At 41.0% G+C, this 24,299-nt stretch carries 18 protein-coding genes; 11 read left to right on the forward strand and 7 right to left on the reverse strand.

Annotated features, from left to right (window positions below; genetic code table 11):
* Nucleotides 1–58 precede the first annotated feature (58 nt).
* Nucleotides 59–1,330 (forward strand): threonine ammonia-lyase IlvA, encoded by a 1,272-nt coding sequence (ilvA, locus tag ACQYAD_RS11550; RefSeq protein WP_430238300.1) that lies wholly within the window; start codon nucleotides 59–61, stop codon nucleotides 1,328–1,330.
* A 1,259-nt stretch (nucleotides 1,331–2,589) separates the two neighbouring features.
* Here the strand turns inward: ilvA and ACQYAD_RS11555 are convergent.
* Nucleotides 2,590–3,690, reverse strand: coding sequence for a 5-methyltetrahydropteroyltriglutamate--homocysteine S-methyltransferase (locus ACQYAD_RS11555; RefSeq protein ID WP_430238302.1), 1,101 nt, complete (start codon nucleotides 3,688–3,690; stop codon nucleotides 2,590–2,592).
* A 185-nt stretch (nucleotides 3,691–3,875) separates the two neighbouring features.
* On the opposite strand from ACQYAD_RS11555, the gene ACQYAD_RS11560 reads away from it, so the two are divergent.
* The 3 genes from ACQYAD_RS11560 (at nucleotide 3,876) to ACQYAD_RS11570 (ending at nucleotide 6,765) form a co-directional block, all read left to right on the forward strand.
* On the forward strand, nucleotides 3,876–4,907 hold the full coding sequence (locus tag ACQYAD_RS11560; RefSeq protein ID WP_430238304.1) for a fatty acid desaturase: 1,032 nt from the start codon (nucleotides 3,876–3,878) through the stop codon (nucleotides 4,905–4,907).
* 125 nt (nucleotides 4,908–5,032) lie between these two features.
* Nucleotides 5,033–6,169, forward strand: a complete 1,137-nt coding sequence (locus ACQYAD_RS11565; RefSeq protein ID WP_430238306.1) for a sensor histidine kinase — start codon at nucleotides 5,033–5,035, stop codon at nucleotides 6,167–6,169.
* Nucleotides 6,166–6,765 carry a response regulator gene (locus tag ACQYAD_RS11570; RefSeq protein ID WP_430238308.1) on the forward strand — a complete coding sequence of 200 codons (600 nt, stop codon included), beginning with the start codon at nucleotides 6,166–6,168 and terminating at the stop codon, nucleotides 6,763–6,765. The genes ACQYAD_RS11565 and ACQYAD_RS11570 overlap by 4 nt, the downstream gene beginning before the upstream one ends.
* A gap of 71 nt (nucleotides 6,766–6,836) precedes the next feature.
* Here the strand turns inward: ACQYAD_RS11570 and ACQYAD_RS11575 are convergent, their stop codons facing one another.
* Both ACQYAD_RS11575 and ACQYAD_RS11580 read right to left on the reverse strand, forming a co-directional pair.
* A complete protein-coding gene (locus tag ACQYAD_RS11575) occupies nucleotides 6,837–7,751 on the reverse strand; it encodes a DMT family transporter (protein ID WP_430238310.1) in 915 nt (304 codons plus the stop codon).
* 157 nt (nucleotides 7,752–7,908) lie between these two features.
* Nucleotides 7,909–8,067 (reverse strand): Spo0E family sporulation regulatory protein-aspartic acid phosphatase, encoded by a 159-nt coding sequence (locus tag ACQYAD_RS11580; RefSeq protein ID WP_430238312.1) that lies wholly within the window; start codon nucleotides 8,065–8,067, stop codon nucleotides 7,909–7,911.
* 348 nt (nucleotides 8,068–8,415) lie between these two features.
* Here ACQYAD_RS11580 and ACQYAD_RS11585 point away from each other — a divergent pair, with 348 nt between their 5' ends.
* Nucleotides 8,416–9,030 carry an NUDIX hydrolase gene (locus ACQYAD_RS11585; protein ID WP_430238313.1) on the forward strand — a complete coding sequence of 205 codons (615 nt, stop codon included), beginning with the start codon at nucleotides 8,416–8,418 and terminating at the stop codon, nucleotides 9,028–9,030.
* A gap of 120 nt (nucleotides 9,031–9,150) precedes the next feature.
* On the opposite strand, the gene ACQYAD_RS11590 is transcribed toward ACQYAD_RS11585, so the two are convergent.
* A complete protein-coding gene (locus ACQYAD_RS11590) occupies nucleotides 9,151–10,761 on the reverse strand; it encodes a glutamate decarboxylase (RefSeq protein WP_430238315.1) in 1,611 nt (536 codons plus the stop codon).
* A 105-nt stretch (nucleotides 10,762–10,866) separates the two neighbouring features.
* The gene (locus tag ACQYAD_RS11595) at nucleotides 10,867–11,769 is read right to left on the reverse strand and encodes a LysR family transcriptional regulator (RefSeq protein WP_430238317.1); all 903 of its coding nucleotides are present in this window, start codon (nucleotides 11,767–11,769) and stop codon (nucleotides 10,867–10,869) included.
* Between the two features lie 128 nt (nucleotides 11,770–11,897).
* Here ACQYAD_RS11595 and gltB point away from each other — a divergent pair, with 128 nt between their 5' ends.
* From gltB to ACQYAD_RS11610, 3 genes are all read left to right on the forward strand, one after another.
* Nucleotides 11,898–16,430: a glutamate synthase large subunit gene (gene gltB, locus ACQYAD_RS11600; RefSeq protein ID WP_430238319.1), complete on the forward strand. Its 4,533-nt coding sequence runs from the start codon at nucleotides 11,898–11,900 to the stop codon at nucleotides 16,428–16,430.
* A 17-nt stretch (nucleotides 16,431–16,447) separates the two neighbouring features.
* The gene (gene gltD, locus ACQYAD_RS11605) at nucleotides 16,448–17,914 is read left to right on the forward strand and encodes a glutamate synthase small subunit (RefSeq protein ID WP_430238321.1); all 1,467 of its coding nucleotides are present in this window, start codon (nucleotides 16,448–16,450) and stop codon (nucleotides 17,912–17,914) included.
* A gap of 202 nt (nucleotides 17,915–18,116) precedes the next feature.
* A complete protein-coding gene (locus ACQYAD_RS11610) occupies nucleotides 18,117–18,734 on the forward strand; it encodes a GntR family transcriptional regulator (RefSeq protein ID WP_430238323.1) in 618 nt (205 codons plus the stop codon).
* A 40-nt stretch (nucleotides 18,735–18,774) separates the two neighbouring features.
* On the opposite strand, the gene ACQYAD_RS11615 is transcribed toward ACQYAD_RS11610, so the two are convergent.
* Both ACQYAD_RS11615 and ACQYAD_RS11620 read right to left on the reverse strand, forming a co-directional pair.
* Nucleotides 18,775–20,343, reverse strand: coding sequence for a glycine betaine ABC transporter substrate-binding protein (locus ACQYAD_RS11615; RefSeq protein ID WP_430238325.1), 1,569 nt, complete (start codon nucleotides 20,341–20,343; stop codon nucleotides 18,775–18,777).
* Nucleotides 20,343–21,467, reverse strand: coding sequence for an ABC transporter ATP-binding protein (locus ACQYAD_RS11620; protein WP_430238327.1), 1,125 nt, complete (start codon nucleotides 21,465–21,467; stop codon nucleotides 20,343–20,345). The genes ACQYAD_RS11615 and ACQYAD_RS11620 overlap by 1 nt, the downstream gene beginning before the upstream one ends.
* Nucleotides 21,468–21,781: 314 nt before the next feature.
* On the opposite strand from ACQYAD_RS11620, the gene ACQYAD_RS11625 reads away from it, so the two are divergent.
* The 3 genes from ACQYAD_RS11625 to ACQYAD_RS11635 all read left to right on the forward strand — a co-directional run bounded on the left by ACQYAD_RS11625 (nucleotide 21,782) and on the right by ACQYAD_RS11635 (nucleotide 24,272).
* On the forward strand, nucleotides 21,782–22,465 hold the full coding sequence (locus tag ACQYAD_RS11625) for a M50 family metallopeptidase (protein WP_430238329.1): 684 nt from the start codon (nucleotides 21,782–21,784) through the stop codon (nucleotides 22,463–22,465).
* Nucleotides 22,466–22,506: 41 nt separating this feature from the next.
* Nucleotides 22,507–22,671, forward strand: coding sequence for a hypothetical protein (locus ACQYAD_RS11630; RefSeq protein ID WP_430238331.1), 165 nt, complete (start codon nucleotides 22,507–22,509; stop codon nucleotides 22,669–22,671).
* Between the two features lie 359 nt (nucleotides 22,672–23,030).
* Nucleotides 23,031–24,272: a DHH family phosphoesterase gene (locus ACQYAD_RS11635; RefSeq protein ID WP_430238332.1), complete on the forward strand. Its 1,242-nt coding sequence runs from the start codon at nucleotides 23,031–23,033 to the stop codon at nucleotides 24,270–24,272.
* Nucleotides 24,273–24,299: the final 27 nt, after the last annotated feature.

The raw sequence follows: 24,299 nt of genomic DNA on the forward strand, positions 1-24,299 counted from the left end.
TTATTTTTGATATAGATTTTTCAACATCCATGAGAAAAGAAATTGGGAGGAAACGAACATGAAACAGTCAGTTGATCAAAAAGAAACGTTTTTAAGTGTGGAAGATATTATCATTGCAAGCCATACGATCAAGGACGTCATTTCTCCTACACCGCTACAGTACAATCCGCTATTGTCTGAACGGTATGATTGCCGCGTTTATTTAAAACGCGAGGATTTACAAAGCGTTCGCTCGTTTAAAATTCGCGGTGCTTATAATCGCATAAAAAAACTAACTGAAGAGGAGTTACAAAACGGAATTATTTGTGCAAGTGCCGGGAATCATGCACAGGGGGTTGCCTATTCTTGCCATCTCTTAAATATCCATGGGAAAATTTACATGCCTATTACAACGCCTAAACAAAAAGTGAAACAAGTTGAATTTTGGGGCAGGGAGCATATCGAGATTGTTTTAACTGGCGATACATTTGATGATGCTTATGATGAAGCCATTGCCTGCGGCATTAAAGAGAAAAGAACCTTTATTCATCCGTTTGATGACGCTGATGTCATTGCGGGGCAGGGAACGATTGCGGTTGAAGTCTTAAATGATTGTGATAAAAAAATTGATTATTTATTTGCAGCTATTGGCGGCGGCGGTCTTCTTTCAGGTGTCGGCACGTATATGAAAAGCTTTTCGGCAGATACGAAGCTTATTGGCGTCGAGCCAGAAGGAGCACCTGGAATGAAAAACTCAATTGAAAAAGGCGAGGTCGTTACCTTAACGGATATCGATCCCTTTGTCGATGGTGCGGCTGTTAAAACGGTCGGTACCAACACTTATAACATTTGCAAAGATCTTGTCGATGATATTGTTGTTGTTCCGGAAGGGAAAGTATGTACAACCCTTCTGTCCTTATACAATGAAAATGCCATTGTTGTCGAGCCAACTGGTGCGCTTTCAGTCGCAGCATTGGATGCCTATGCAGACCAAATTAAGGGGAAAACGGTTGTCTGTATTGTAACTGGCGGGAACAATGATATCGGGCGAATGCAGGAAATTAAAGAGCGCTCAATGATCTATGAAGGCCTGCAGCATTATTTCATTATCCAGTTTCCTCAGAGACCTGGGGCTTTACGCGAGTTTCTTGATGATGTGCTTGGGCCAAATGATGATATCAGCCGGTTTGAATATACAAAAAAGAATAACAAAGAAAGTGGCCCTGCATTGGTTGGAATTGAATTAAAAGACAGGGAAGATTATTTTCCATTGATTGAAAGAATAAAGAAAAAAGGATTTTTCTACAAAGAGGTAAATAAAGACAGTACCCTTTTCCAAATGCTGATTTGAAGACTGAACAAAATGCGTGCTCTATCTCTAACTGTTTCACCCGATTTAAATCAACTTTTGTTTAGCATTCTAAAACAAATCAAGAAAAACCGGGCAAAAACCGCCCAATCTTTTTTAGTTTGGTGGATAAACGGGGTCTGTTGATTTCCGCTCCAGGCACTCGCTTTCCGGGGGGGCAGAACGCCTGAGCCTCCTCGGCGTAAACGCCTGCGGGGTCTCGCCTGTAACGCTAATCCCCCAGGAGTCGGCGCCTTCCGCTCCAATCAACAGGGTGCCATAAACGAATGAATACTAGGATTCGAAGCGACCTTTTGCTAGAGAACATCAGATAGTTTGTACTCCTTTGCGGAACACTTTTTTTCTTATTCGCATTGCTTTGGCAATGATGAAATACGCAATTATCCCTTGTACTCTTACAAACATAAGCACTTTGATCTGGCCATCAGGTCTTTACCAGGTTGGTTCTTAATTTCTTAGCTCTAGATTCTCTTTCGAAGCTCGTCATTTGATAACTGTAATACCAAATAGAAAGGCGTCAGCCGTACTTACAAAGGTTGCGACGGATATGCCCCTATTTTGCATATCTTTTGTTGGTCAAGAAACGCTAAAGGCTGAGGAAGCTCCGTTAAAAAAATGTTTCACAGAAGAAGTAAGACCGTTATACAAAATGGTAAAAAATGCCAGATTTAAATCGTTGAAGTGTGGAAAACATAGACCTCATTTAAGACATTCACGCAAGTATATCTCACATTTTTAACCTAAACCATGCAAGTGAATAGCCTGAAAAGACCTGATACATGCCTATTTGACAATCCAAAAAATTTATTATCGTAGAAATTTGACAAAGAATCGCTATCATTTTACTTATGGTTGATTCTGCTCACTTTTTGGAATGGAGCGGAAGGCGGCGAAGACTCCTCGAAAATGCTATCGCATTTCCTTCGTGCGTTGATGATTCAAGAAGCTTATTCAATGTCCAGCGGGAGTACGGGGCAGGGGAGACCCCGCAGGCGCCAAAAGCGCTGAGGAGGCTCCCCGGCACGCCCGCGGAAAGCGAAGCCGCCTGGAGCGGAAATCAAACAGTCAACCACGAAACACCCTACTTATGGAATAAATTCCTTGCATGTATACTTTTCACGTCACGGATTCATGATTTTGGTCAAAAAAGATTCGTTTCAGAATAGTAGACTCAATGCCTTACTCTTTCGGCAATCGTAAAAAAGGGTCAACATATAAATTCTGGTAATATTATAAAAAAATCATTTCCACACGTCTTCTGCAATTTCAACGACATGGCGAAGTTTTGCCCATTGCTGTTCCTCTGTCAATAAATTGCCTTCTTCGGTTGACGCAAATCCGCATTGAGGGCTTAATCCCAACTGTTCAAGCGGAACATAGCGTGATGCTTCATTTATTCGCTGCTTAACCGCTTCTGGATCTTCCAATTCCCCAAATTTGGATGTGATTAAACCGAGAACAATTTGCAAATCGGGGCGTTTCACAAAACGAAGCGGCTCAAATCCTCCAGCCCGTTCGCTATCGTATTCCAAGAAAAAGCTGTCGATGTTCAGTCCTTCGAATAGAGTTTCTGCCACTGGTTCGTAACCCCCTGAGGAGATCCATGTCGATCGGAAATTACCCCGGCAAATATGCATAGTGATTCTCATATCATCTGGACGACCACTTATCGCTTCATTGATTGTACGGGCATATAAACGCTGCAACTCTTCCGGATTTAGGCCGCGTGCCAGCAGCAATTCCTTTTGCTCAGCAGAACAAAGGTAAGCCCAGGAAGTATCATCAAGCTGAAGATAACGGCAGCCAGCATCATAGAAAGCAGCGATCGCTTTTTTATACGTAATCGCTAAGTCGTGGAAAAATTCATCCTGATCAGGGTAAACATTTTTGTCAATTTGGCCGCGGAAATGCAGCATGCTTGGACTTGGAATAGTCATTTTTGCGGTATGGGAACCGGCAATACTTTGAAGAAACTTAAAATCTTCAAGCATTGGATGGTCTACAAAATCCAATTTACTGGTTACTTTTATGGCATGAGACTTGGTTTGCTTTTGATGAAACTGTATGCCTGTTTCCGTATCATAGCCTTCGACACCTGTTAAATTTTCGAGAAAATCAAAATGCCACCATGCTCGGCGAAATTCTCCATCTGTTACAGCCTGCAAACCGACCTCCTTTTGCTTTTCAACAATGCGGGAAATTTCTTCATTTTCAATTTGACGCAATTGTTCATTCGTAATTTCACCAGCGGCTTTTTGTAAGCGTGCTTGTTTAATGGCTTCTGACCGAAGTAAGCTTCCAACTTGATCCGCATGGAAGAAAAATTTGTTAGTTTGATTCAATTTTCACCCTTCTTTCTATCTCCTTATTTTAAAATAATAACAAAAATTTTTGAAAAATAAAACGAAATCTATTAAAGAGGATGACATTTATCACCTATCGAGCATGACACCTGCTACTTATGCCAAGATCATAAATGCTTTATAATTCAAGTTAATCATATCTAGGAAGGGGAAATAGACCCACCATGTCTATCCAAAAAATGAAAGAGTTAAAAAAGCAAATTGCCCCTTATGAAAAATCCACAACAAAAGCCAGCATTTGGCAGCTTATCAATACATTTGTGCCATTTTTCTTGTTATGGTTTCTCGCATATAAAAGTTTAGCTGTTTCTTATGTACTCACACTCCTTCTTACGGTTATTGCAGCGGGATTTTTGGTGCGAATTTTTATCATTTTCCACGATTGCTGCCACCATTCTTTTTTTAAAAATCGTTCGCTCAACCGCGTCCTTGGAACGTTAACAGGGGTATTAACCTTGTTCCCATATGATCAATGGGCACATGACCACTCTGTCCACCACGCAACAAGCAGCAACTTGGACAAGCGTGGAACAGGAGATTTATGGATTTTGACTGTTGAAGAGTATACAACTTCTCCCCTTATTAAAAAAATCGGGTATCGTATGTACCGTAACCCATTTGTGATGTTTGGGTTAGGACCAATTTATCAGTTTTTGATCAAAAATCGTTTCAATCGCAAAGGTGCACGGAAAGAAGAGCGAATGAATACGTACGTAACGAATGGTTTAATCGTTATTTTGTTTGGATCTTTAAGCTGGTTGATTGGCTGGCAAAATTTCTTGCTTATTCAAGGACCCATTTTCTTCATTTCTGGTGCAGCAGGGATTTGGCTATTTTATGTCCAGCATACATTTGAAGACTCATATTTTGAAGAAGATGCCAACTGGGAATATGTAAAAGCCGCTGTAGAAGGCAGCTCTTTTTATAAACTTCCAAAGCTTCTTCAATGGCTGACCGGGAATATCGGATACCATCATGTTCACCATTTAAGTCCAAGAATTCCAAACTATTTACTTGAAACAGCTCATAACCGAACAGCTGACTTGCAAAACGTGCCGACCGTTACTTTGGCAACAAGCTGGAAATCATTACAGTTCCATCTTTGGGACGAGAAAAATAAGAAGTTTGTTGGCTATAAGGATGCGAAACAAAGTGTAAAAAAAAGGATCCCAGTCAAAATTGAAACAGAATTGTAAAAAATTTATCTCCTCTTAAACGGGGAGATTTTTCTAGTTATTTAAAAACTTAGCCAGTCCATGCTTGGCTGTTTGGAAAAAACAGGTTAAAATAAAATAACAGTATTGTAAATGAGGTTTCATTGATGTTTAAAAAAAATTGGCTATTATTAAAAAATACCGGAATTTCTCCCTATATATGGACCGTTCTAGCTATTTTGCCGTTTTATTTTATTTTGCAATCTCCGTCCACTATTAAGATTGTTATCGGAATTACTTTAACATTACTGTTCTTTTTGATTTACCAATTTGCCTTTCGTTCAAAAGGGTGGACGGTGTATTTGTGGACGGTGATCCTGATCGGGTTTTCAGCCGCGGCGACATCGCTTTACAGTTATGTTTACTTTGCTTTTTTTCTAGCATATTTGATTGGCAATATTAAGAACCGAATTCCATTTTTAACGTTGTATTTCATTCATTTAGTTAGTACGGCTGCAGCAATAAATGTGAAAATAATCCTACAAGAAGAATTATTTATGAAACAGCTGCCGTTTGTACTAATTATTTTGATCAGTGTAATCCTTCTTCCGTTTAGCCTGCGTTTCCGCAAAGAGAGGGGACAGCTTGAGGAAAAACTCGAAGACGCCAACAAGCGAATTTCCGAGTTGGTCAAATTGGAAGAGCGGCAGCGAATTGCCCGTGATCTCCATGATACGTTAGGGCAAAAGCTATCCTTGATCGGCCTAAAGAGTGATTTAGCTCGAAAATTGATCTACAAAGATCCCGAAAAAGCAAAAGCGGAGCTAAAAGATGTTCAGCAAACTGCGAGAACCGCTCTAAACGAAGTACGGAAAATGGTGGCGAATATGCGCGGCATTCGTTTAAAAGATGAAATTCCCCGTGTGAAACAAATATTAAAAGCGGCGCAAATTCAATTTGTTGCCAAGGGGGATGGAACTTTGACGGACGTTTCGCCATTGACGGAGAATATTTTAAGCATGTGCTTAAAGGAAGCGGTAAACAATGTCGTAAAACATAGCAGAGCCTCCACTTGCACGATTGCCATTGAGCAATCAGAGAAGGAAAGTGTGTTAATTGTTCATGACAATGGACTTGCTGCGCCAAATACGATCGATTTGACGAAAGGAAGCGGCTTAATGGGGATGAAAGAACGGCTTGAATTTGTCAACGGCCGGCTTGAAATTGCTGTAAAAGATGGAACAACTTTAACGATAACGGTACCAAATACAGCCAAAGTGATAGGGAGGGAGGAAATGAGATGATTCGAATTGTGATTGCCGAAGATCAGCGGATGCTGCTAGGCGCCCTAGGTGCTCTGCTTAATTTGGAAGAAGACATGGAAGTGGTTGGCCAAGCAAGCAATGGGGAAGAGGTATTAGCTCTTGCACGAAACCGTCAACCGGATGTGTGCATCCTGGATATTGAAATGCCTGGTAAAAACGGCCTTGAGGCCGCCGAAGAATTAAAAGAGTTGGGTTGTAAAGTGATTATTTTAACAACATTTGCCCGCTCGGGATACTTTCAGCGCGCAATAAAAGCTGGCGTAAGCGGCTATTTATTGAAAGACAGCCCGAGCGAAGATCTCGCCAATTCGATTCGCAGTGTTATGGCAGGGAAGAGGATTTATGCGCCAGAGTTAATGGATGATGTGTACAATGAGGAAAACCCGTTAACCGAACGGGAGATGGAAGTACTCGAGTTGGTCGCCGATGGAAAAAACACGAAAGAAATTGCGAGCCAAATGAGCATTACGATTGGTACCGTGCGAAATTATATATCTACCATTATGGATAAATTGGGAGTAACGAACCGGATTGAAGCCATTAAGCATTCCAGGCAGAAAGGCTGGTTTAAATAAAGGGAAAGGGCGGCATTTAGTTCTCCAACCCTTGCTGAAATTTTTTCGTGTAGATCAATGAATGGCTTTGCCTATTTGTTTTTAACCGTTGATAAAATAAAAATAGTAGAGAGAATACTGATGGTGCCGATCCATTCAGGTAAGCCGAATGGAACTTGAAGCCAAATAACTGCCAGAAAGGCTGCAGACAATGGTTCTGCCGATCCTAGCAGACTGGTTTCTGCGGCACTTATGTAGTTTAAACTTTCTAAATAACAGTAAAAAGCTATCAGCGTCCCAAATACGATTACGAACAAAACGGCAATGAAAGAAGAAAAAGACCACTGTCCTTGAAATTTCCATACAGGGGTTATAAAGTTCAGGGCGATGCCACCGATAATCATTCCCCAGCCGACGGTTAAAAAAGAACCCCACTTTTTTAGCAAATTGCCTGGCTGTAATGTGTAAAAAGCAAGTGAAAACGCGGATGCAATCCCCCAAAAAAAAGCAGCCTTGGTGATCGAGAGAGAATTAATTCTCCCACCGGTTACTAAAAGGAAAGTACCAGCCAATGCTAAAACGATTGAAGCTAGCTCATATTTAGTGGGTAATTTCTGGTAACGCAGGCAAACAAAGCATGTGATCAATACTGGCGCCAAGTACTGAAGAATCGTCGCAGTTGCGGCATTTCCATGCTGAATGGCGGCAAAATAAGTATATTGTACCCCGAGCATTCCCACGAGTCCGAATAACAGAAGCTGAATGGCATCCTGTTTAACCCGCCAGACACTCCAAATAGTTTGTTTCCTAACAGTCTGCGCTAACGTGAGCAGGATGATTCCTGATGCTAACAGCCTGACCACGACAAGCCAATCTGCCTGAAACCCTTGTTCTTGGAATAAATATTGGGCAACTGTACCCGAAATCCCCCAAAAAATGGCGGCGATCAAAACAAGAACGATTCCTTTCGCTCTCTGAGAAGCCAAGGCCTTTTCTTGCACACTCATACTACCCCTCCGAAAGAATGAAGATTCCAATAATTATTCAATTATAACACTTTATGAATCAATGAAGTGACATATTTTTATTTGCGGTATTTGAAGATTTGGAAAATTTAAATACAGAGAAATGGATTTGTCGAGGGGAAAAAGGGCAGGGAAAAGATCACATAGACTTTTGTTGATATTCTACAAGGTAGACATCCAACCTTTGGCTTAGTTTAATTGTTTTTTCGCTGGAAAGTCCTTCTTTTTGAACAGTCGTAATGAGTTCTTTTCGAAGTGTTTCAATCTCTACAACGATCGCGCTGGAATTTGATTTCATTACATGACTCACTCCTATCCAACCGGTCTTTTTATTTTGTTTACATTTTAATGGAATGAAACATGTTTCACTGTGATAGTTATCACTGTTTAACAAAATTGACATAAAAATCGAAAAAAACTATGACAAATTAGGGAATTTTACCCTTTAAATAATAATGTATATATTTTTTCGATCGTAATGTAAAAATATACATGTGATAGAAACAAATTGATGAATGAATTTTCAAACCTCATAAATTTAATGGTTAAAACTTTTTCGCTGCTCATGATAAAATAAGCAAATAAGGTTACGCTATTATAACTGATTAAAACAAGTGCATGTTGTAACATTTTGGAGGTGAGTGAAATGGATTTAGAATCTATTTTTTCAAAACTATCAAATCATGCTCCAACTGTTTTAGGGATTGAACAGTTTTCGAAATATGCAGTACTGCTGCCGCTTATCAAAAAGGATGGTGAAGTGCATGTTTTATTTGAAGTGCGCTCCCAGCAGTTAAGAAGACAGCCCGGAGAGGTTTGTTACCCTGGAGGAAGAATTGACTCACAGGACCATTCGGAGAAAAAAGCGGCAATTCGAGAAACAATAGAAGAACTGGGATTGAATGAGCACGACATCACCCATGTTTACCCACTGGATTTCTTTATCTCCCCTTTTGGAATGATTATCTACCCATATGTCGGACTTATTGAAAATTTGGATCGAATCAGCCCTAACCCCGCAGAAGTTGGTGAAATATTTACGGTACCGCTGGCATTTTTCCTAAAAAACGCCCCTGAAATCTTTCATGTTCATTTCAAGGCTGAACCGGAGGAAAATTTTCCTTTTGAATCGATTATCGGCGGTCAGAATTACAATTGGCAGACAAGGCAGTTGGATGAATATTTTTATCACTACGAAAACAAGGTGATTTGGGGGCTGACCGCAAGAATTTTATCCCATTTTATCGACTTAATTCGTTAGGAATAATAGAACCTGAGAAATTTTCTTTATAAGTTTCGGATTTTTATAGAATGTATTCATTAGTTGAAAAAAGACTGACGGTAACAGTCAGTCCAAGTTGTTTTTTTGGTTGTCTAAACATTAATGATGAAAACTGCTGTCGTACTTCGTGTCATATGATATTGGTTCCGGTAAGGAATCCAAGAGTGAGACGGCCTGTATAAGGTTCATTATGAAGAATTGAGCCAAATCCATGGAAAATCCATTGCGGATAACGACACGCATGACCGTAACATTTTCCATGCTGGGGGGTAAGGGGTACGCTGGAACTTGCCAGCCAAATGTGCGCAATTGCCGGGACAGGTCGTAAAGATTCCATTTTAATGGGTGATCTTCCTTCAACCGCCATGAAATGACAGGGATATCCGATCCATCGGTAAATAACTCAAAAGGCTCCATATCTCGAATCGCTTTACTAAGGAATTGTGCTACTGCTTGAGAAGCTGTATGCACTTCATGGTACCCCTTTCTGCCCAAATGAAGAAAGTTAAAGTATTGCAGAAGTACTTGGGCGCTGGGGCGGGAAAAATTCAATCCGACTGTCACCATGTTTCCGCCCAAGTAGGATACTCGAAAAATAAGATCTTCTGGGAGATCTTCCGGTTCACGCCAAATGATCCATCCAATTCCCGGGTAAACCAATCCATATTTATGTCCGGAAGTATTGATGGATTTTACCCGGGACAATTGGAAATCCCAGACTAAATTTGGCTGTAGGAACGGTGCAACAAATCCGCCCGAAGCAGCATCAACATGAATTGGAATATCTAGTCCTGTTCTGGATTGCAGCTCGTCCAAGGCTTTCGAAATGGCGGAAACCGGTTCATAAAGACCAGTATACGTTACCCCAAGAGTCGGCACTACCCCAATTGTATTTTCATCTACGGCAGTAAGCACACTAGCGGGATCCATAAATGGTTGCTCCTTGGTAATGTTTACATAACGCGGCTCAACATCCCAATAGTTCGCGAATTTTTTCCAAACCACTTGTACGGCAGAACTAAATACGATGTTTGGCCGATCAATCGTCTTCTTTTGCTTCTTCCGCGTGTTTTGCCAGCGCCGTTTTAAAGCTAAGCCCCCGAGCATACATGCTTCTGAGGATCCTGTTGTCGAAACGCCAATTGTTTTATGCGGATTGGGTGAATGCCAGAGATCGGCTAAGATTCGTACACATTCTTCCTCGATCGCTGTTGTTTGCGGATATTCGTCCTTATCAATCAAGTTTTTATTCGCCGATTCGACGTATAAGCGATTGGCGGAAGGATCCATCCAGGTGGTAACGAATGTTGCAAGATTGAGATGGGCATTGCCATCTTGAGCAACTTTATCGTGAATCAATTGATACGCGCTTTCAGGCAACATGCCTTGATCAGGCATAAGAAAATGTGGAGCAGATTTTTCTTGTTTGCGTGCATCGGGCGGATTTACGGAAAATTCATAAGGGAGCATCATTTGCGCTCGTCCAAGGTGCCATGCCGGGATGCTTTTCTTGGGCGTTCCGCGGTAATTGCAATATGAATCATAGAATGGTTTCCATAAGGTTCCTGATTTTAATGCATCTTCAGGAGCAAATTGCGAAAGGTTTGGCGGCTGGAATCCAATATATAAGTGAGGCGGAACGCAGTATGTTTTGCTTTTAGCATCAAACAAGCTTGAACGGGGTTGATACCTTCTAGTTTGATTACACATAGATGTCCTCCTTATTCAACAGCTCGTTAATAATTATGAAGGATATCCATAATCTAGAAGCAAATCATGTCAAAATCCCTGCTAATGCAGGGATGAATGACCAAATTATTTAAATTGATTCAGCTTTTTGAAAAATTGAATAAGAAATTGATAGAAATTTTTTTCGGATGGTGCAATTTCTCGATGTTTTGGAATAATGACGCCAACTGTCCGCATGACTTTTGGCGATTCAACCGGTATTTTAACAGAGAAGTGGGGAACCGAGTCATAAAAAGTGCTCTCAGGTAACAGACTAACGCCAATTCCCGCGGATACAAGTCCTTTTAAGGCGTCCATATCTTCTCCTTCAGATGTAATATTCGGTTCAAAGCCCGCTTCAAGGCAGGCATCCACTACAATTTTTCGAAGAATATACCCTTTTGGGAATAAGACAAATGGGTCTGTTCGCAAGTCGCTTAAAGACAAACTTTTTCGATCAGCTAATGGGTGCCGGTGTGGAAGCAAGGCGACAATGTCTTCCATAAATAGTATCTTGGATTCCAGATCGGGTTCTTTCATCGGAACAGGACCAAGAAAAGCCAAATCGATTTCACCATTTTTAACCGCATCGATTAAGTACGCATAGGAGCCTTGCCGCAAGTGGAAGGTAACGTTCGGCACATCTTCCTTATAGGCCGAAATAACATTTGGAAGCCAGTATCTGGCAAGGCTAGTCGGGTAACCAATTTTTATCGTTCCTGCCTGCGGATCAAGGTACTCGTCCACTTTTTCCTTTGCTTCTTCAATCGTTTTTAAGGCGTTTTTTACATAATGTAAAAAAATCTTTCCGATCTGTGTTACCTTAATATTTCGGCCAACCCGCTCTAATAGCTTAACTCCCAGCTCCTCTTCCAGCTTTGTAATTTGATAGCTGACTGCAGATTGGGCAACATTCAAAATTTCCGCTGCCTCTGTCACATGCTGGCGTTCTGCAACTTCAATAAAGTACCGTAATTGCCGAAGCTCCATTTCGTTCTCCTTTAATTCATATAAGATTTAGATTGATTTCATATAAATTATATATTGTTTGTATTATTAAGAAAACCTAAAATAAGTTATAGAAAATATTCGACAATAATCAACAGGAGCGATTCGAAATGACATATCATCAACTTCCAAAAGCACAAGGCCTCTACCGTCCTGAATTTGAACATGATGCATGCGGAATCGGTTTGTATGCTCATATAAAAGGGAAACCCACACATGATATTGTGCAAAAAGGGCTGAAAATGCTTTGCCAACTGGATCATCGCGGCGGTCAGGGGAGTGACCCGTTTACAGGCGATGGTGCGGGAATTATGGTTCAGATACCTGATTTGTTTTTTCGGCAAGAATGTTCGGAAATGAACTTGCCTGAGAAAGGGAAATACGGTGTCGGGATGCTGTTTTTCTCAAAGAATGAATCAGAACGGAACAAAATTGAAACGTATATTAATCAATTGGTCGAACAGGAAGGTCAAACAGTGCTTGGCTGGAGAACGGTACCTGTCGATGCCGGAAAAATCGGAGTAACGGCTCAAGAAAGCTGTCCTGTTATTCGCCAATTATTTATTGGTGATGCTGAGAACCATACGGATTCGTTATTCTTTGAACGGAAATTGTACGTGATTCGGAAACAAGCTGAAAAATGGTCAAAGGAATTTGGTTTCCGTTTTTATTTCGCAAGCCTTTCAAGCCGAACGATCGTTTATAAGGGTCTATTGACACCAGAACAAGTCGATGCGTTTTATTTAGATCTCCAAAATAAGCATTTTGTTTCCGCTTTTGCTTTAGTGCATTCCCGCTTTAGCACGAATACATTTCCAAGCTGGGAAAGAGCACATCCAAACCGTTATTTGATTCACAATGGTGAAATAAATACGCTTCAAGGCAATATTCATTGGATGAAAGCGCGGGAAAAACAATTTGTTTCCAAGGCATTCGGCGGAGACTTGGAAAAAGTACTGCCAATCCTTGATACAGATGGAAGTGATTCATCCATTTTGGACAATGCGCTTGAATTCTTAGTGTTAGCCGGAAGGAAGCCAGCACATGCCGCGATGATGCTCGTTCCAGAGCCATGGTCTGATAACCCTCATATAAGTAAGGAAAAAAGAGCTTTTTACGAATATCACAGTTCCTTAATGGAGCCTTGGGACGGACCATCGGCTATTTCGTTTACAGATGGAAAACAAATTGGCGCAATATTGGATCGAAATGGGCTTCGTCCGGCACGTTATTATGTTACTGAGGATGATTATATAATCTTTTCATCAGAGGTTGGCGTTGTGGATGTCGAGCCGGAAAAAGTCTTGTATAAAGAACGACTGCGCCCGGGAAAAATGCTTCTGATTGATTTAGAAGAAGGAAGAATTATATCTGACCAGGAAATTAAATCCGATTTGGCTCAGGAACAACCTTATCAGAAATGGCTTGATGAACAGCTTGTCCTTTTGGAAGGAAACATAGAGACTGAGGGAGAAATTCCAGCAGATTTGCTTGTTCGCCAAAAAGCATTTGGCTATACGTATGAGGATATTCAAAAGTACATTCTTCCGGTTGTAAAAGAAGGCAAAGATCCGCTTGGTGCGATGGGGAATGATATGCCGCTTGCCGTGTTATCTGATCGGCCTCAGGCTTTGTTTAACTACTTTAAGCAATTATTTGCCCAAGTCACCAATCCGCCGATTGATTCCATTCGCGAAGCGATCGTTACATCGACGATTTCCTATTTAGGTGCGGAAGGGAATTTGCTCCATCCCTCCGAAATAAACTGTCGTCGAATTCAGTTGGAAACTCCAATTATTACCAATAGGCAGCTTGAAGAATTAAAGGTGAGCGAATTATTTAAAAGCAAAGTGATCGACAGCTTGTTTGCAGATGATCTGGAAAACAGCCTAAATGAAATTTGCATTCAGGCGGATGAAGCCATTGCAGCTGGTGCTAGTTTGATTATCCTTTCCGACCGCAATATGAATGAAAAAGAAGCGGCCATTCCAATTCTTTTGGCAGTGAGTGCTCTCCATCAGCACTTGATTCGCCAAGGTCAAAGAACGAAGGCAAGCATTATCGTTGAATCAGCTGAAGTAAGGGAAGTTCATCATTTTGCCGTGCTGCTCGGATATGGAGTTGATGCCATCAACCCTTATCTAGTATTCACTATTTATCAACAGGCAGTTGAAGAAGGTACTTTGCCATTCACCTATCAAAATGCAGTTAACAAATATGTGGTCGCTATGACTGTAGGTGTTGTAAAAGTTATGTCGAAAATGGGTATTTCAACTGTGCAAAGCTACCGCGGTGCGCAAATTTTTGAAGCGGTTGGAATTAGCTCTGATGTAATTGACCACTACTTCACTGGTACAGTTTCCCAAATTGGTGGAATTGGATTAGACACGATTGCCGAAGAAGTAAACCTAAGACACAAGGAAGCTTACAATCAATTGAGTGACAATTCATTGGAGTCAGGCAGTAATTTTCAATGGCGGCATGATGGTGAACACCATGCCTTCAACCCGGGTACAATTCATACGCTCCAATGGGCGTGCCGCAACGGTGATTATCAATTATTTAAAAAATATTCACAGCTTGCAAATGAAGAAAGGCTTGGCTTTTTACGAAATTTATTTACCTTCCATGATTCACGTCAACCTGTACCGATCAATGAAGTAGAATCTGTAGATTCTATCGTCCGCCGCTTTAAAACAGGTGCAATGTCATTTGGTTCGATCAGCAAGGAAGCCCATGAAACATTGGCGATTGCGATGAACCGTTTAGGCGGAAAAAGCAATAGCGGTGAAGGTGGCGAAGATCCAAGCCGATATGTTCCTGATGAAAACGGCGACAACAGGGGAAGTGCAATAAAGCAAATTGCATCCGGACGTTTTGGTGTAAAAAGCCATTACCTTGTTAATTCCAAAGAACTGCAAATAAAAATGGCACAAGGCGCAAAGCCTGGTGAAGGCGGGCAATTAATGGGGAAAAAGGTTTACCCATGGGTTGCTGATGTTCGTGGAGCAACTCCGGGTGTTAGCCTTATTTCACCACCTCCGCATCACGATATTTACTCGATCGAGGATTTGGCCCAGCTGATCCATGATCTAAAAAATGCGAATCGTGATGCCCGCATTAGCGTTAAACTTGTTTCAAAGGGCGGTGTTGGCACAATTGCCGCCGGAGTGGCCAAGGCGTCAGCAGATGTGATTGTCATCAGCGGTTACGATGGCGGAACAGGAGCCTCGCCGAAAACAAGTATTCAGCATGCTGGATTGCCATGGGAACTTGGGTTGGCGGAGGCACACCAAACGCTTATGCTAAATGGTCTACGTGATCGAGTAATGCTGGAAACAGACGGGAAATTAATGACGGGGCGCGATGTAGTTATGGCAGCATTGCTGGGTGCGGAAGAATTTGGTTTTGCAACAGCCCCGCTTGTGGTCCTTGGCTGTGTCATGATGCGTGTTTGCCATTTGGATACATGTCCGGTCGGCATTGCCACTCAAAACCCTGAACTGCGTAAAAAATTCACGGGTGAAGCTGATTATATCGTTAACTTTATGCGTTTTGTCGCCCAGGAAGTTCGGGAAATGATGGCGGAGCTTGGCTTTAGAACAATGGAAGAAATGATCGGTCGTACAGATATTTTAACAGTGAGTGAACGGGCAAAAGCACACTGGAAGGCGCGGCATCTAGATTTAACTGCATTGCTTTATCAACCTGAGGGCTGCAGAACGTTCAAGCGTCCGCAAAACCATCGAATCGATGAAACGCTTGATGTTCAAAAAATACTACCAGCTGTTCGGCCGGCATTGGAGCAGGGAGTACCTGTGGATGTAAGTTTCCCAATCACGAACGTTCAACGCGTAGTGGGGACGATTGTTGGAAGTGAAATTTCAAAACGATTTGGTGAAACTGGACTGCCGGAAGATACAATTACATTAAGATTTACTGGTTCTGCAGGACAAAGTTTTGGGGCATTTGTACCAAAAGGAATGACGCTTGATCTGACTGGCGATGTGAACGATTATGTTGGAAAAGGGTTGTCGGGCGGAAAAATCATTGTCAAAGCAGATGCCCATACAAAACTTGCTTCAGGAGAAAATGTGATTGCCGGAAACGTCGCATTTTATGGTGCAACAGGCGGAGAGGCCTATATTAACGGCCGTGCCGGAGAACGTTTTGCAGTTCGAAACAGTGGTGTGAACGTGGTTGTCGAAGGTGTTGGCGATCATGGCTGCGAATATATGACCGGCGGGCGAGTCGTGATTTTGGGGGATGTTGGCAAAAACTTTGCTGCCGGAATGTCAGGCGGAATTGCCTACGTCTTCGCTGATGATCAAGATGAATTTAAACATTTATGCAACCAAGATTTGATTGAATTTGAATCGGTATTTGATCCATCTGATCAAGAAGTGATAAAAACATTGATCCAAAACCATTTCCGTTATACGGAAAGTGTAAAGGCAAGCTGGGTTCTTGAAAACTGGAAAGATGCGATCGTGAAATTTGTAAAAGTGGTTCCAAAAGATTACAAACGAATGATTCAGTTAATTCAGCAGCAAAAAGAAGCGGGTTTATCAGAAGATGATGCCGTTATGAGTGCCTTTTTAGCCAATTCCTCGACGAAACATCAGGAAGCAGCAATCCGCTAAGAAAGGGGAGAGAGAAAATGGGGAAAATAACAGGATTTATGGAATATACTCGCGAAAAAGCCGGAGAACGGCATCCGCTTACACGCCTAAACGATTGGAAAGAGTATACAACGCCTTTTTCCGCTGAAAAGTTACGCGTTCAAGGGGCGCGATGCATGGATTGTGCCACTCCTTTCTGCCATATCGGAATGGAGATTCAAGGAGCAACATCCGGTTGTCCGGTTCATAACCTGATCCCGGAATGGAATGATCTCGTCTATCGCGGCCGTTGGAAAGAGGCTCTCGATCGGCTTTTAAAAACAAATAATTTTCCTGAATTTACTGGAAGAGTTTGTCCGGCACCATGTGAAGGTTCTTGTACACTGGCGATTTCAGACCCAGCTGTCACAATTAAGAATATTGAACAAGCAATTAGCGATAAAGCCTTTGAAAACGGATGGATCACGCCGAGGATTCCGGCAATCCGGACAGGAAAGAAAGTTGCAATTGTCGGTTCCGGTCCTGCCGGTATGGCCGCTGCTGATCAACTGAATCAAGCAGGTCACTCGGTAACCGTTTATGAGCGTGATGATCGTCCTGGCGGGTTGCTGATGTATGGTATACCGAATATGAAGCTGGATAAAGATGTAGTAGAACGTCGCATTCACTTATTGGAGCAGGAAGGTATCGATTTTGTTACGAATACAGAAGTTGGTAAAGATCTAACCGCTGCAGAACTTCAAGCAAAATTCGATGCGGTTATCCTTTGTACAGGGGCTCAAAAGCAGCGTGATTTAGTGATTGATGGCCGAAAGTCAAAAGGGATTCACTTCGCGATGGAATATTTGACGAAAGCGACAAAAAGTTTATTAGATTCGAATTTTGGAGATGGCCAGTTTATCAATGTTGAGGGGAAAGATGTTATCGTGATCGGTGGCGGGGACACAGGCGCCGATTGTGTCGCAACGGCACTTCGCCAAAAATGCCGCAGTGTGATTCAGTTCGGGAAGCATCCGCAATTGCCTATAGAACGCGCTGCTGAGAACAGGTGGCCTGCGTACCCGAACGTCTTTACGATGGATTACGCATATAAGGAAGCAGAAGCTGCGTTTGGAGAGGATCCGCGTCAATATTCCATTCAAACGAAAAAAATCGTTGCAGATGAGAACGGGAATGTGAAAGAACTTCATACTATCCAAATGGAAAAGCTGAAGGACGAAGAAGGCCGATACTATTTTAAGGAAATTCCAGGTACCGAAAAAGTATGGCCTGCTCAGTTTGTATTTATCGCAATCGGCTTTGAGGGAACAGAACAGCCACTTTTAAGCCAATTTGGGGTTAGAAGTGTAAACCAGAAAGTTGAAGCTGCATACGGCGAGTTCAAAACGAATGTGGAAGGTGTCTTTGCGGCAGGAGACGCCAGAAGGGGTCAAAGCCTTATTGTTTGGGCGATTAACGAAGGCCGGGAAGTTGCGCAAGAAGTCGACAAATACTTGATAGGGTAAAAATAAGTTGGGAAAAGCGATTGCCTTTTTATTTCCCACTAAAAAATTTTTTCAAAAGGAAAAAGTTCTCCATTATTAAAGTGGATCTTTCAAATCGAAATGGCAGTCCAACAAGGCTGCTTTTTTCGTTTTCTTGAATAAACCAATGCGGAATGAGATACTATGGGTGAAGTGTTAACAGATTTAATGGATGGTGAAGTTCATGCAGCGCACGCAAATACCTACATATGAACGAATTGCAATCGACCTTGCAAACCGGATTTATGACGGTCATTTTAAGATAGGGGAGAAAATCCACGGCCGGTCAACTTTAGCGAGTGAATACAAAGTGTCTCCGGAAACGATTCGAAGAGCGATCAAAATCTTGGAGGACGTTGAAATTGTTCATTCGGCCCAGGGGAGCGGGATCGTTATTTCGTCCAAAGAAAATGCGTTTAAATATATTAATCGATTTTCTACTATAGAAAGTGTTAAGGATTTGGAAAAGCAAATCAACGCCTTAATTACAGAAAGATCCAAACTGGACGAACAGCTTTCCGATACGTTGAGAAAATTAATGGATTACTCGGGGAAATTGCGGCACACCAATCCATTGGCGCCAATTGAAATTGAAATTTTACCGGGATGCAATCATATTGGGAAAACCATATCGGAAGTAAAGTTTTGGCAAAATACAGGCGGCACGGTCGTCGGAATGAAACGGAAAGGGGAAATTGTGATCTCACCGGGACCCTACGCCCTCATTTGGGAGGGAGACGTCCTGCTAATTATTGGTGACGAGAAAATATATGATCGTGTGGTACATTTTCTGCAAGAATAACAAACAGCCGGTACGAACCTTTACCGGCTGTTTGTTCCTCTTATTGAATCAATCCTTCTTTTTGTAAAAATTCCTTCGCTACTTTTTCTGGCGATTGTTTTAAACTATCAACCTTGTAGTTTAATTCCCGCATTTTTTCATCGGAAAGTTTTCCAGCTAATGAATTGACGACTTTCTTCAACTCCGGGTGCTCCTTTAGGGTTGATTCCTTTATAATTGGTACTGCATAATACGGAGGGAAGAACTGTTTATCATCTTCCAATACTTTCAACTTAAAGGCTTCGAGCAATCCATCAGTGGAAAAGGCATCAATGACGTCACTATTGTGATTGTTAAGGGCTTTATAGCGCAAGCCCCCGTCAACCGCTTTTACCGCTTTAAAGTTTAAATTGTACGCTTTTGACAAACCTGGAAGCCCATCGGGACGGTTCGGAAATTCGATGGTTGGTCCAATCGTCAACTGGTTGCTGACTTTTGCCAAATCGGAAATTGTTTTTAACCCGTATTGTGCCGCTGTGTCTTGGCGGACAGCCAATGCATAGGTATTGTTAAAGCCAAGAGGCTTCAATAGTTCAATTCCGTATTTATCTTTAAACTCTTTTTTTACAAGATCATATACTTTTTGAGGATCATTAATGGCTTTCTGCTTTAAAATATTCACAAGACCTGTACCGGTATATTCTGGATAAAGATCGATATCGCCTTTAGTAAGAGCGCCAAAAGTAACTTGTGAACCACCTAAATTCAACTTTCTTTCAACTTTCAGATCGGTTTTGTTTTCAATCAGATCGGCCAGCATATTTCCCAAAATTAATTGTTCTGAAAAGTTTTTTGAACCGATAACAATTTTATCTTTCGCTTTCGCACTTGGATAAAAAGCGAATATGCCTGCGGCAATTAGCACGATTGTGGCAAATGAAATGATTATTTTTTTACGGGATTTGCTTGCTGTTTTTTTCGGGGATGCAGTAGAGTTCATTTTGCTTGTGTAAGACAGTTTCCTTTCTAGTTTGCCTACGCCAAAATCAATCGCCAATGCCAGAATACACGCTGGGATTGCACCAGCTAAAATCATATTGTTGTCAACTGTTTGAACCCCTGAAAAAACAAGATAGCCTAGCCCGCCGGCGCCAATAAATGCTGCAATGGTCATTAATCCAACTGCTGTGACAGCCGAAATCCGAATCCCAGCCATAATGACCGGGAAGGCCAGCGGCAATTGGATTTTGCGCATCGTTTGGCTTTTCGTTAAACCGATTCCCCTTGCAGCTTCTAAAATATCTGAATCGATATTTGTTAGCCCGGTGTAGGTATTTTTAACGATTGGCAGCAAGGAATAGAGAACAACCATGACAATCGCAGGAGTGCTGCCGATTCCGATAAACGGAATCAAAAATCCGAGCAATGCCAAACTGGGGACGGCTTGAATTACATTTGCAGCCCCGATGATCGGTTTTGATAGCCGTGGTTCCCGCGAGATTAAAATGCCTAGCGGAATTCCAATCATGACGGCAATGACAACGGAAAAAATGCTCAAATAGATGTGTTTGCCAAGAAGACTTATTATTTGCTGGTAATTCAATGTGAGATAATTCCAAAATTCACTCATTAAAAGGCTACCTCCAAATCAATTAGTTGGCTACTTAGGGCGGATAAAATACTGCTTCTTGTGATCAGGCCAATTAATTGGTTAGCGCTGTTCACAACAGGCAAGTAGCCGATTTTGTGTTCGTTCATTGCAGCCAAAACGGCAATTAAATTCGTATCTTGAGAGACAGAAAGAACATTCTTCTCCATGATTTCTTCAAGAACCATGTTTCGGTTGAGCAGTTGAATTCCTTTTAAGGTAACAATCCCCAAAAGCTGCTGGTTGCGATCCGTTACAATTAAACTATCAACCTTTCGCTCTTTCATGATTTCGATGGCCTGCAGCACTGTTCTTTTTGCGGTAATTTTAACAGGCTGGTGGATCATAATATCCTCCGCTTTTAATAATTCCGGATTGTTCCAAACTCTTCTTTTTCCAATGAAATCTTCCACAAAAGGATTCGCGGGGTTTTTTAAAATATTTTCAGGGGTATCGTATTGGAGAATGTGCCCATCTTTTAATATGCAAATTTTGTCAGCAATTTTAATGGCTTCATCCATATCGTGTGTGACAAAGATAATGGTTTTGTTTAATTCTTTTTGCATTTGGTACAGCTCATCCTGAAGGGTGCTTCTTGTTACGGGATCAAGGGCACTAAACGGTTCATCCATTAAAATGATGTCCGAATCGGTTGAAAAGGCTCTTGCAACGCCTACTCGCTGCTGTTGGCCACCGCTTAATTCTTTCGGATAACGATGCAAATATTCTTCTGGATTTAAACCTACCATATTTAGTAAATCCGTAGTTTTCTTTTCAATCGCTTCCGGATTTTCTCCTTTTAGTTTTGGAATCAGTTCAAGATTTTCCTGAATGGTCATATGCGGGAACAGCCCGGTATTTTGGATGACATATCCAATGTTTCGTCTTAACTCAATCGGATTCATTTCGGTGATATCGGTACCATTTACTAAAATTTTTCCTGAAGTTGGTTCAATCAGTTTGTTTACCATTTTCAAAAGAGTTGTCTTGCCACAGCCGCTCGGGCCGATAAATACAATTAATTGACCTGCTTCAATGTCGAGTGTAAATTCTTCAATAACAGTTTTCGTCCGATACTTTTTCACAATGTTTCTGAATTGTATCAATGTCGTATTCCCCCATTCTAAATTCTCTACTTAATGTGACAACTCAATGTTATCATATAAGTTGTCAGTTTGTCGAATAACTTGCTTTGATTAGAGCCTTTAGAGCTTTTTACAAAAACCCAGCGTTACATAAGATATATAATGCAATGACCATAAAAAAGTTATTATAATTATTTATGTTAAATTATGGTTAAGAACTGTTTAGAAGCCTTAACGTAAGGGACGTTCAAACACAAGAAACTTGCTTTCTTTTAGGCTGGAAAATGATAAGATAGTGATAATAGCAAAATATCGAGAATAAAGGAGTCTTTCATTTGAAAGCGATATTTGATAAATTTAGTGTCACGTTTTTTGTTTTTCTGATTCTGGCAATTGTTTTAACAAAGGTTCCAATTGTGGGAAATTACGTACAAATCATTAACACAGTCATTCATGAATCAGGACATGCGCTCATTGCTCTTCTCGGGGGGAAAGTGGAAAAAATATCTTTATTTGTCAATACAGAAGGGGTTACCTATAGTACCCAATCCACTTGGGCAGGAGCCTTTTTTACAAGTTTAGCAGGTTATGTTTTTTCCTCTTTAATGGCTTTTTTGGCTTTTTGGCTTATTGGGAAAAAATATTACCGTATTCTGATTAGCCTATTGTTAATTTTAATTGGTCTAAATCTTGGTTTATGGGTGAGAAATGGTTATGGCGTTTTCTGGCTTACCACCTTCGCTGCAGGATTTATATTGCTGTTATTTAAAGGGAGCCCATCTTTCATCAATACTGTTCTACTGTTAATTGCGTCCATTCTGTTAGTTGTTTCGATTACTAGCTCTTACGATATTATGATCATAAGTTTTATACGACCCGAATCGGCCGGTGATGCCGGGAACTTAGGGAAATTAACAAAATTTCTGCCCGTACAATTCTGGGGGATTTTCTTTTTCTTGCAAGCCATTTGGTTTAGTTGGATGGGGGTAAAAAAAGGTATATTTAAACTTGAGAAATAAGGAAAATTTTTCTTTCTTATCAAAATCGTAAGGAGATAAAAATGGTTAAATTTAGGTTAAAAAAGAAGAAAAACGAATCGAAGGGAAAGAAAATGGCAAAGTCGGTTGTAGAAGAAGCAGGAGGCGAGATTATTGAAACCATTTTGGCTGCAGGAATAAAAGGCATTCTTCGCTTTATTAAACATCTTTTAAATGTGTTGCAGTAAGGGTTAGCTTAAAAAATGGGCTAACCTTTTTCTTTTTGCTAATCAGACAAACATGCCGCGAGCGGCACTATGAAGAATGAAAAAAAGTTTATTTTCAGGGTAGAATTTATCGAAATAATTCTTTCACACTTGAATACATTAAAGGTTTAAACTGTTGAAATATTTTTAATTTATGGTAAAATAAAAATGGTTAAACTTTCAAAGTTTAGACCTCCTAAATGATGGGCTTTGCGCGACAGCTTGGCTCTTTTTGAACCTTTGAACTTGTTTCAAAGGTTTTTTTCGTTTAGGAATATAGGGAATAAGATGTGCCGTTTTATTTCAAAATAAGACTTATGAAAAATTAGAAGGTGATGACGGTGGCCAAGCTTTTTACTGATATTGATTTGGATGGTTTGGGCTGTGGAATTGTGGCAAAATTGGCATTTGGCGACAAGGTGGATGTTTCGTACTGTTCATACCGAAATTTAAATCAAAGAGTGGAAGAGTTTTTAGAAAATCGAGAGTTTGACCAAGAGGAATTGTATATTACTGACCTTGCAGTGAACGAAGAAGTGGAGAAAAAATTAGCAAAACGGTTTCAAGAGGGAAAACACGTTCGCGTGATCGATCACCATGTGACAGCTCTCCATTTTAACCAATATAAATGGGGACTTGTAAAGCCTGAATATTCATCAGGGAAAAAGACATGTGCGACCTCGTTGTTTTACGAGGATTTGCTCGAGCATAAAAAAATTAACCAAAACAAAAGTTTAGAGGAGTTTATTGACCTTGTTCGTCAATATGACACATGGGAATGGGATGAAAACAACAATGTGACGGCCAAACGGTTAAATGATTTATTTTATATTTTATCGAGGGAAAAATTAGAAGAAGAAATATTGCAGCGTATTGCCAGCAATTCGGAATCATTTTCTTTAACCGATACGGAAAACTTTGTTCTTGATTTAGAAGAAAGAAAAATTGACCGCTACATTCATTCGAAAAGCCGCCAGATTGTTCAGGCTTTTATTGATCCTTACTATATCGGAATCATTCATGCAGAGCAGTATTTATCTGAGCTTGGAAATGAATTAAATAAGCTTTATCCCCATTTGGATATGATTGTTTTACTCAATATGTCGTCAAAGAAAATAGGGTTCCGAACGATTCACGATACAGTGGATGTTGCAGCGTTTGCGAAAAAGTATGGAGGCGGAGGCCACCCGAAAGCCTCTGGGTGTGAGATGACCGAGGAAACGTTTAAAAAATTTGTTGCAGACGTTTTTGCCAAGCCGCCGTTGAAACCAGATCCTGAAAAAAACAGTTTAAATCTCAAGGAGGCTGATTATGGAACAGCCTACCAAAACCGGGAAGGGAAGAAATTTTACATCAAACTAACCAGGGAGCAAAAATATTTAATTGTGGCTCAAAATAGGATATTGGGTTTAACCTTTGGCACGTTTGATGAGGCGGAGCGGCTGCTTAAAAGACAATATGGCGTCTGGCTTAGCTATGACGATGAATGTGTAAAGGATTTGGCAATTGCAAAACAGCTTCCGCCGGAGGCAGTTCGGAACCAATATCCGGAATTGATGAGAAAAAAATTAGAAATCAACTAAAACAAGAAAAAAAGGTTAGGGGCCATC

The sequence above is a fragment of the Neobacillus sp. SM06 genome (assembly GCF_050496765.1).
In the GTDB taxonomy this organism is placed as follows: Bacteria; Bacillota; Bacilli; order Bacillales; family Cytobacillaceae; genus JAEVLT01.

Bases quoted from the DNA above. Each gene is read 5' to 3' on its own strand.
- ilvA (WP_430238300.1), top strand. From the start codon at position 59: ATGAAACAGTCAGTTGATCAAAAAGAAACGTTTTTAAGTGTGGAAGAT.
- ACQYAD_RS11560 (WP_430238304.1), top strand. From the start codon at position 3,876: ATGTCTATCCAAAAAATGAAAGAGTTAAAAAAGCAAATTGCCCCTTAT.
- ACQYAD_RS11565 (WP_430238306.1), top strand. From the start codon at position 5,033: ATGTTTAAAAAAAATTGGCTATTATTAAAAAATACCGGAATTTCTCCC.
- ACQYAD_RS11570 (WP_430238308.1), top strand. From the start codon at position 6,166: ATGATTCGAATTGTGATTGCCGAAGATCAGCGGATGCTGCTAGGCGCC.
- ACQYAD_RS11575 (WP_430238310.1), bottom strand. From the start codon at position 7,751: ATGAGTGTGCAAGAAAAGGCCTTGGCTTCTCAGAGAGCGAAAGGAATC.
- ACQYAD_RS11580 (WP_430238312.1), bottom strand. From the start codon at position 8,067: ATGAAATCAAATTCCAGCGCGATCGTTGTAGAGATTGAAACACTTCGA.
- ACQYAD_RS11585 (WP_430238313.1), top strand. From the start codon at position 8,416: ATGGATTTAGAATCTATTTTTTCAAAACTATCAAATCATGCTCCAACT.
- ACQYAD_RS11590 (WP_430238315.1), bottom strand. From the start codon at position 10,761: ATGTGTAATCAAACTAGAAGGTATCAACCCCGTTCAAGCTTGTTTGAT.
- ACQYAD_RS11595 (WP_430238317.1), bottom strand. From the start codon at position 11,769: ATGGAGCTTCGGCAATTACGGTACTTTATTGAAGTTGCAGAACGCCAG.
- gltB (WP_430238319.1), top strand. From the start codon at position 11,898: ATGACATATCATCAACTTCCAAAAGCACAAGGCCTCTACCGTCCTGAA.
- gltD (WP_430238321.1), top strand. From the start codon at position 16,448: ATGGGGAAAATAACAGGATTTATGGAATATACTCGCGAAAAAGCCGGA.
- ACQYAD_RS11610 (WP_430238323.1), top strand. From the start codon at position 18,117: ATGCAGCGCACGCAAATACCTACATATGAACGAATTGCAATCGACCTT.
- ACQYAD_RS11615 (WP_430238325.1), bottom strand. From the start codon at position 20,343: ATGAGTGAATTTTGGAATTATCTCACATTGAATTACCAGCAAATAATA.
- ACQYAD_RS11630 (WP_430238331.1), top strand. From the start codon at position 22,507: ATGGTTAAATTTAGGTTAAAAAAGAAGAAAAACGAATCGAAGGGAAAG.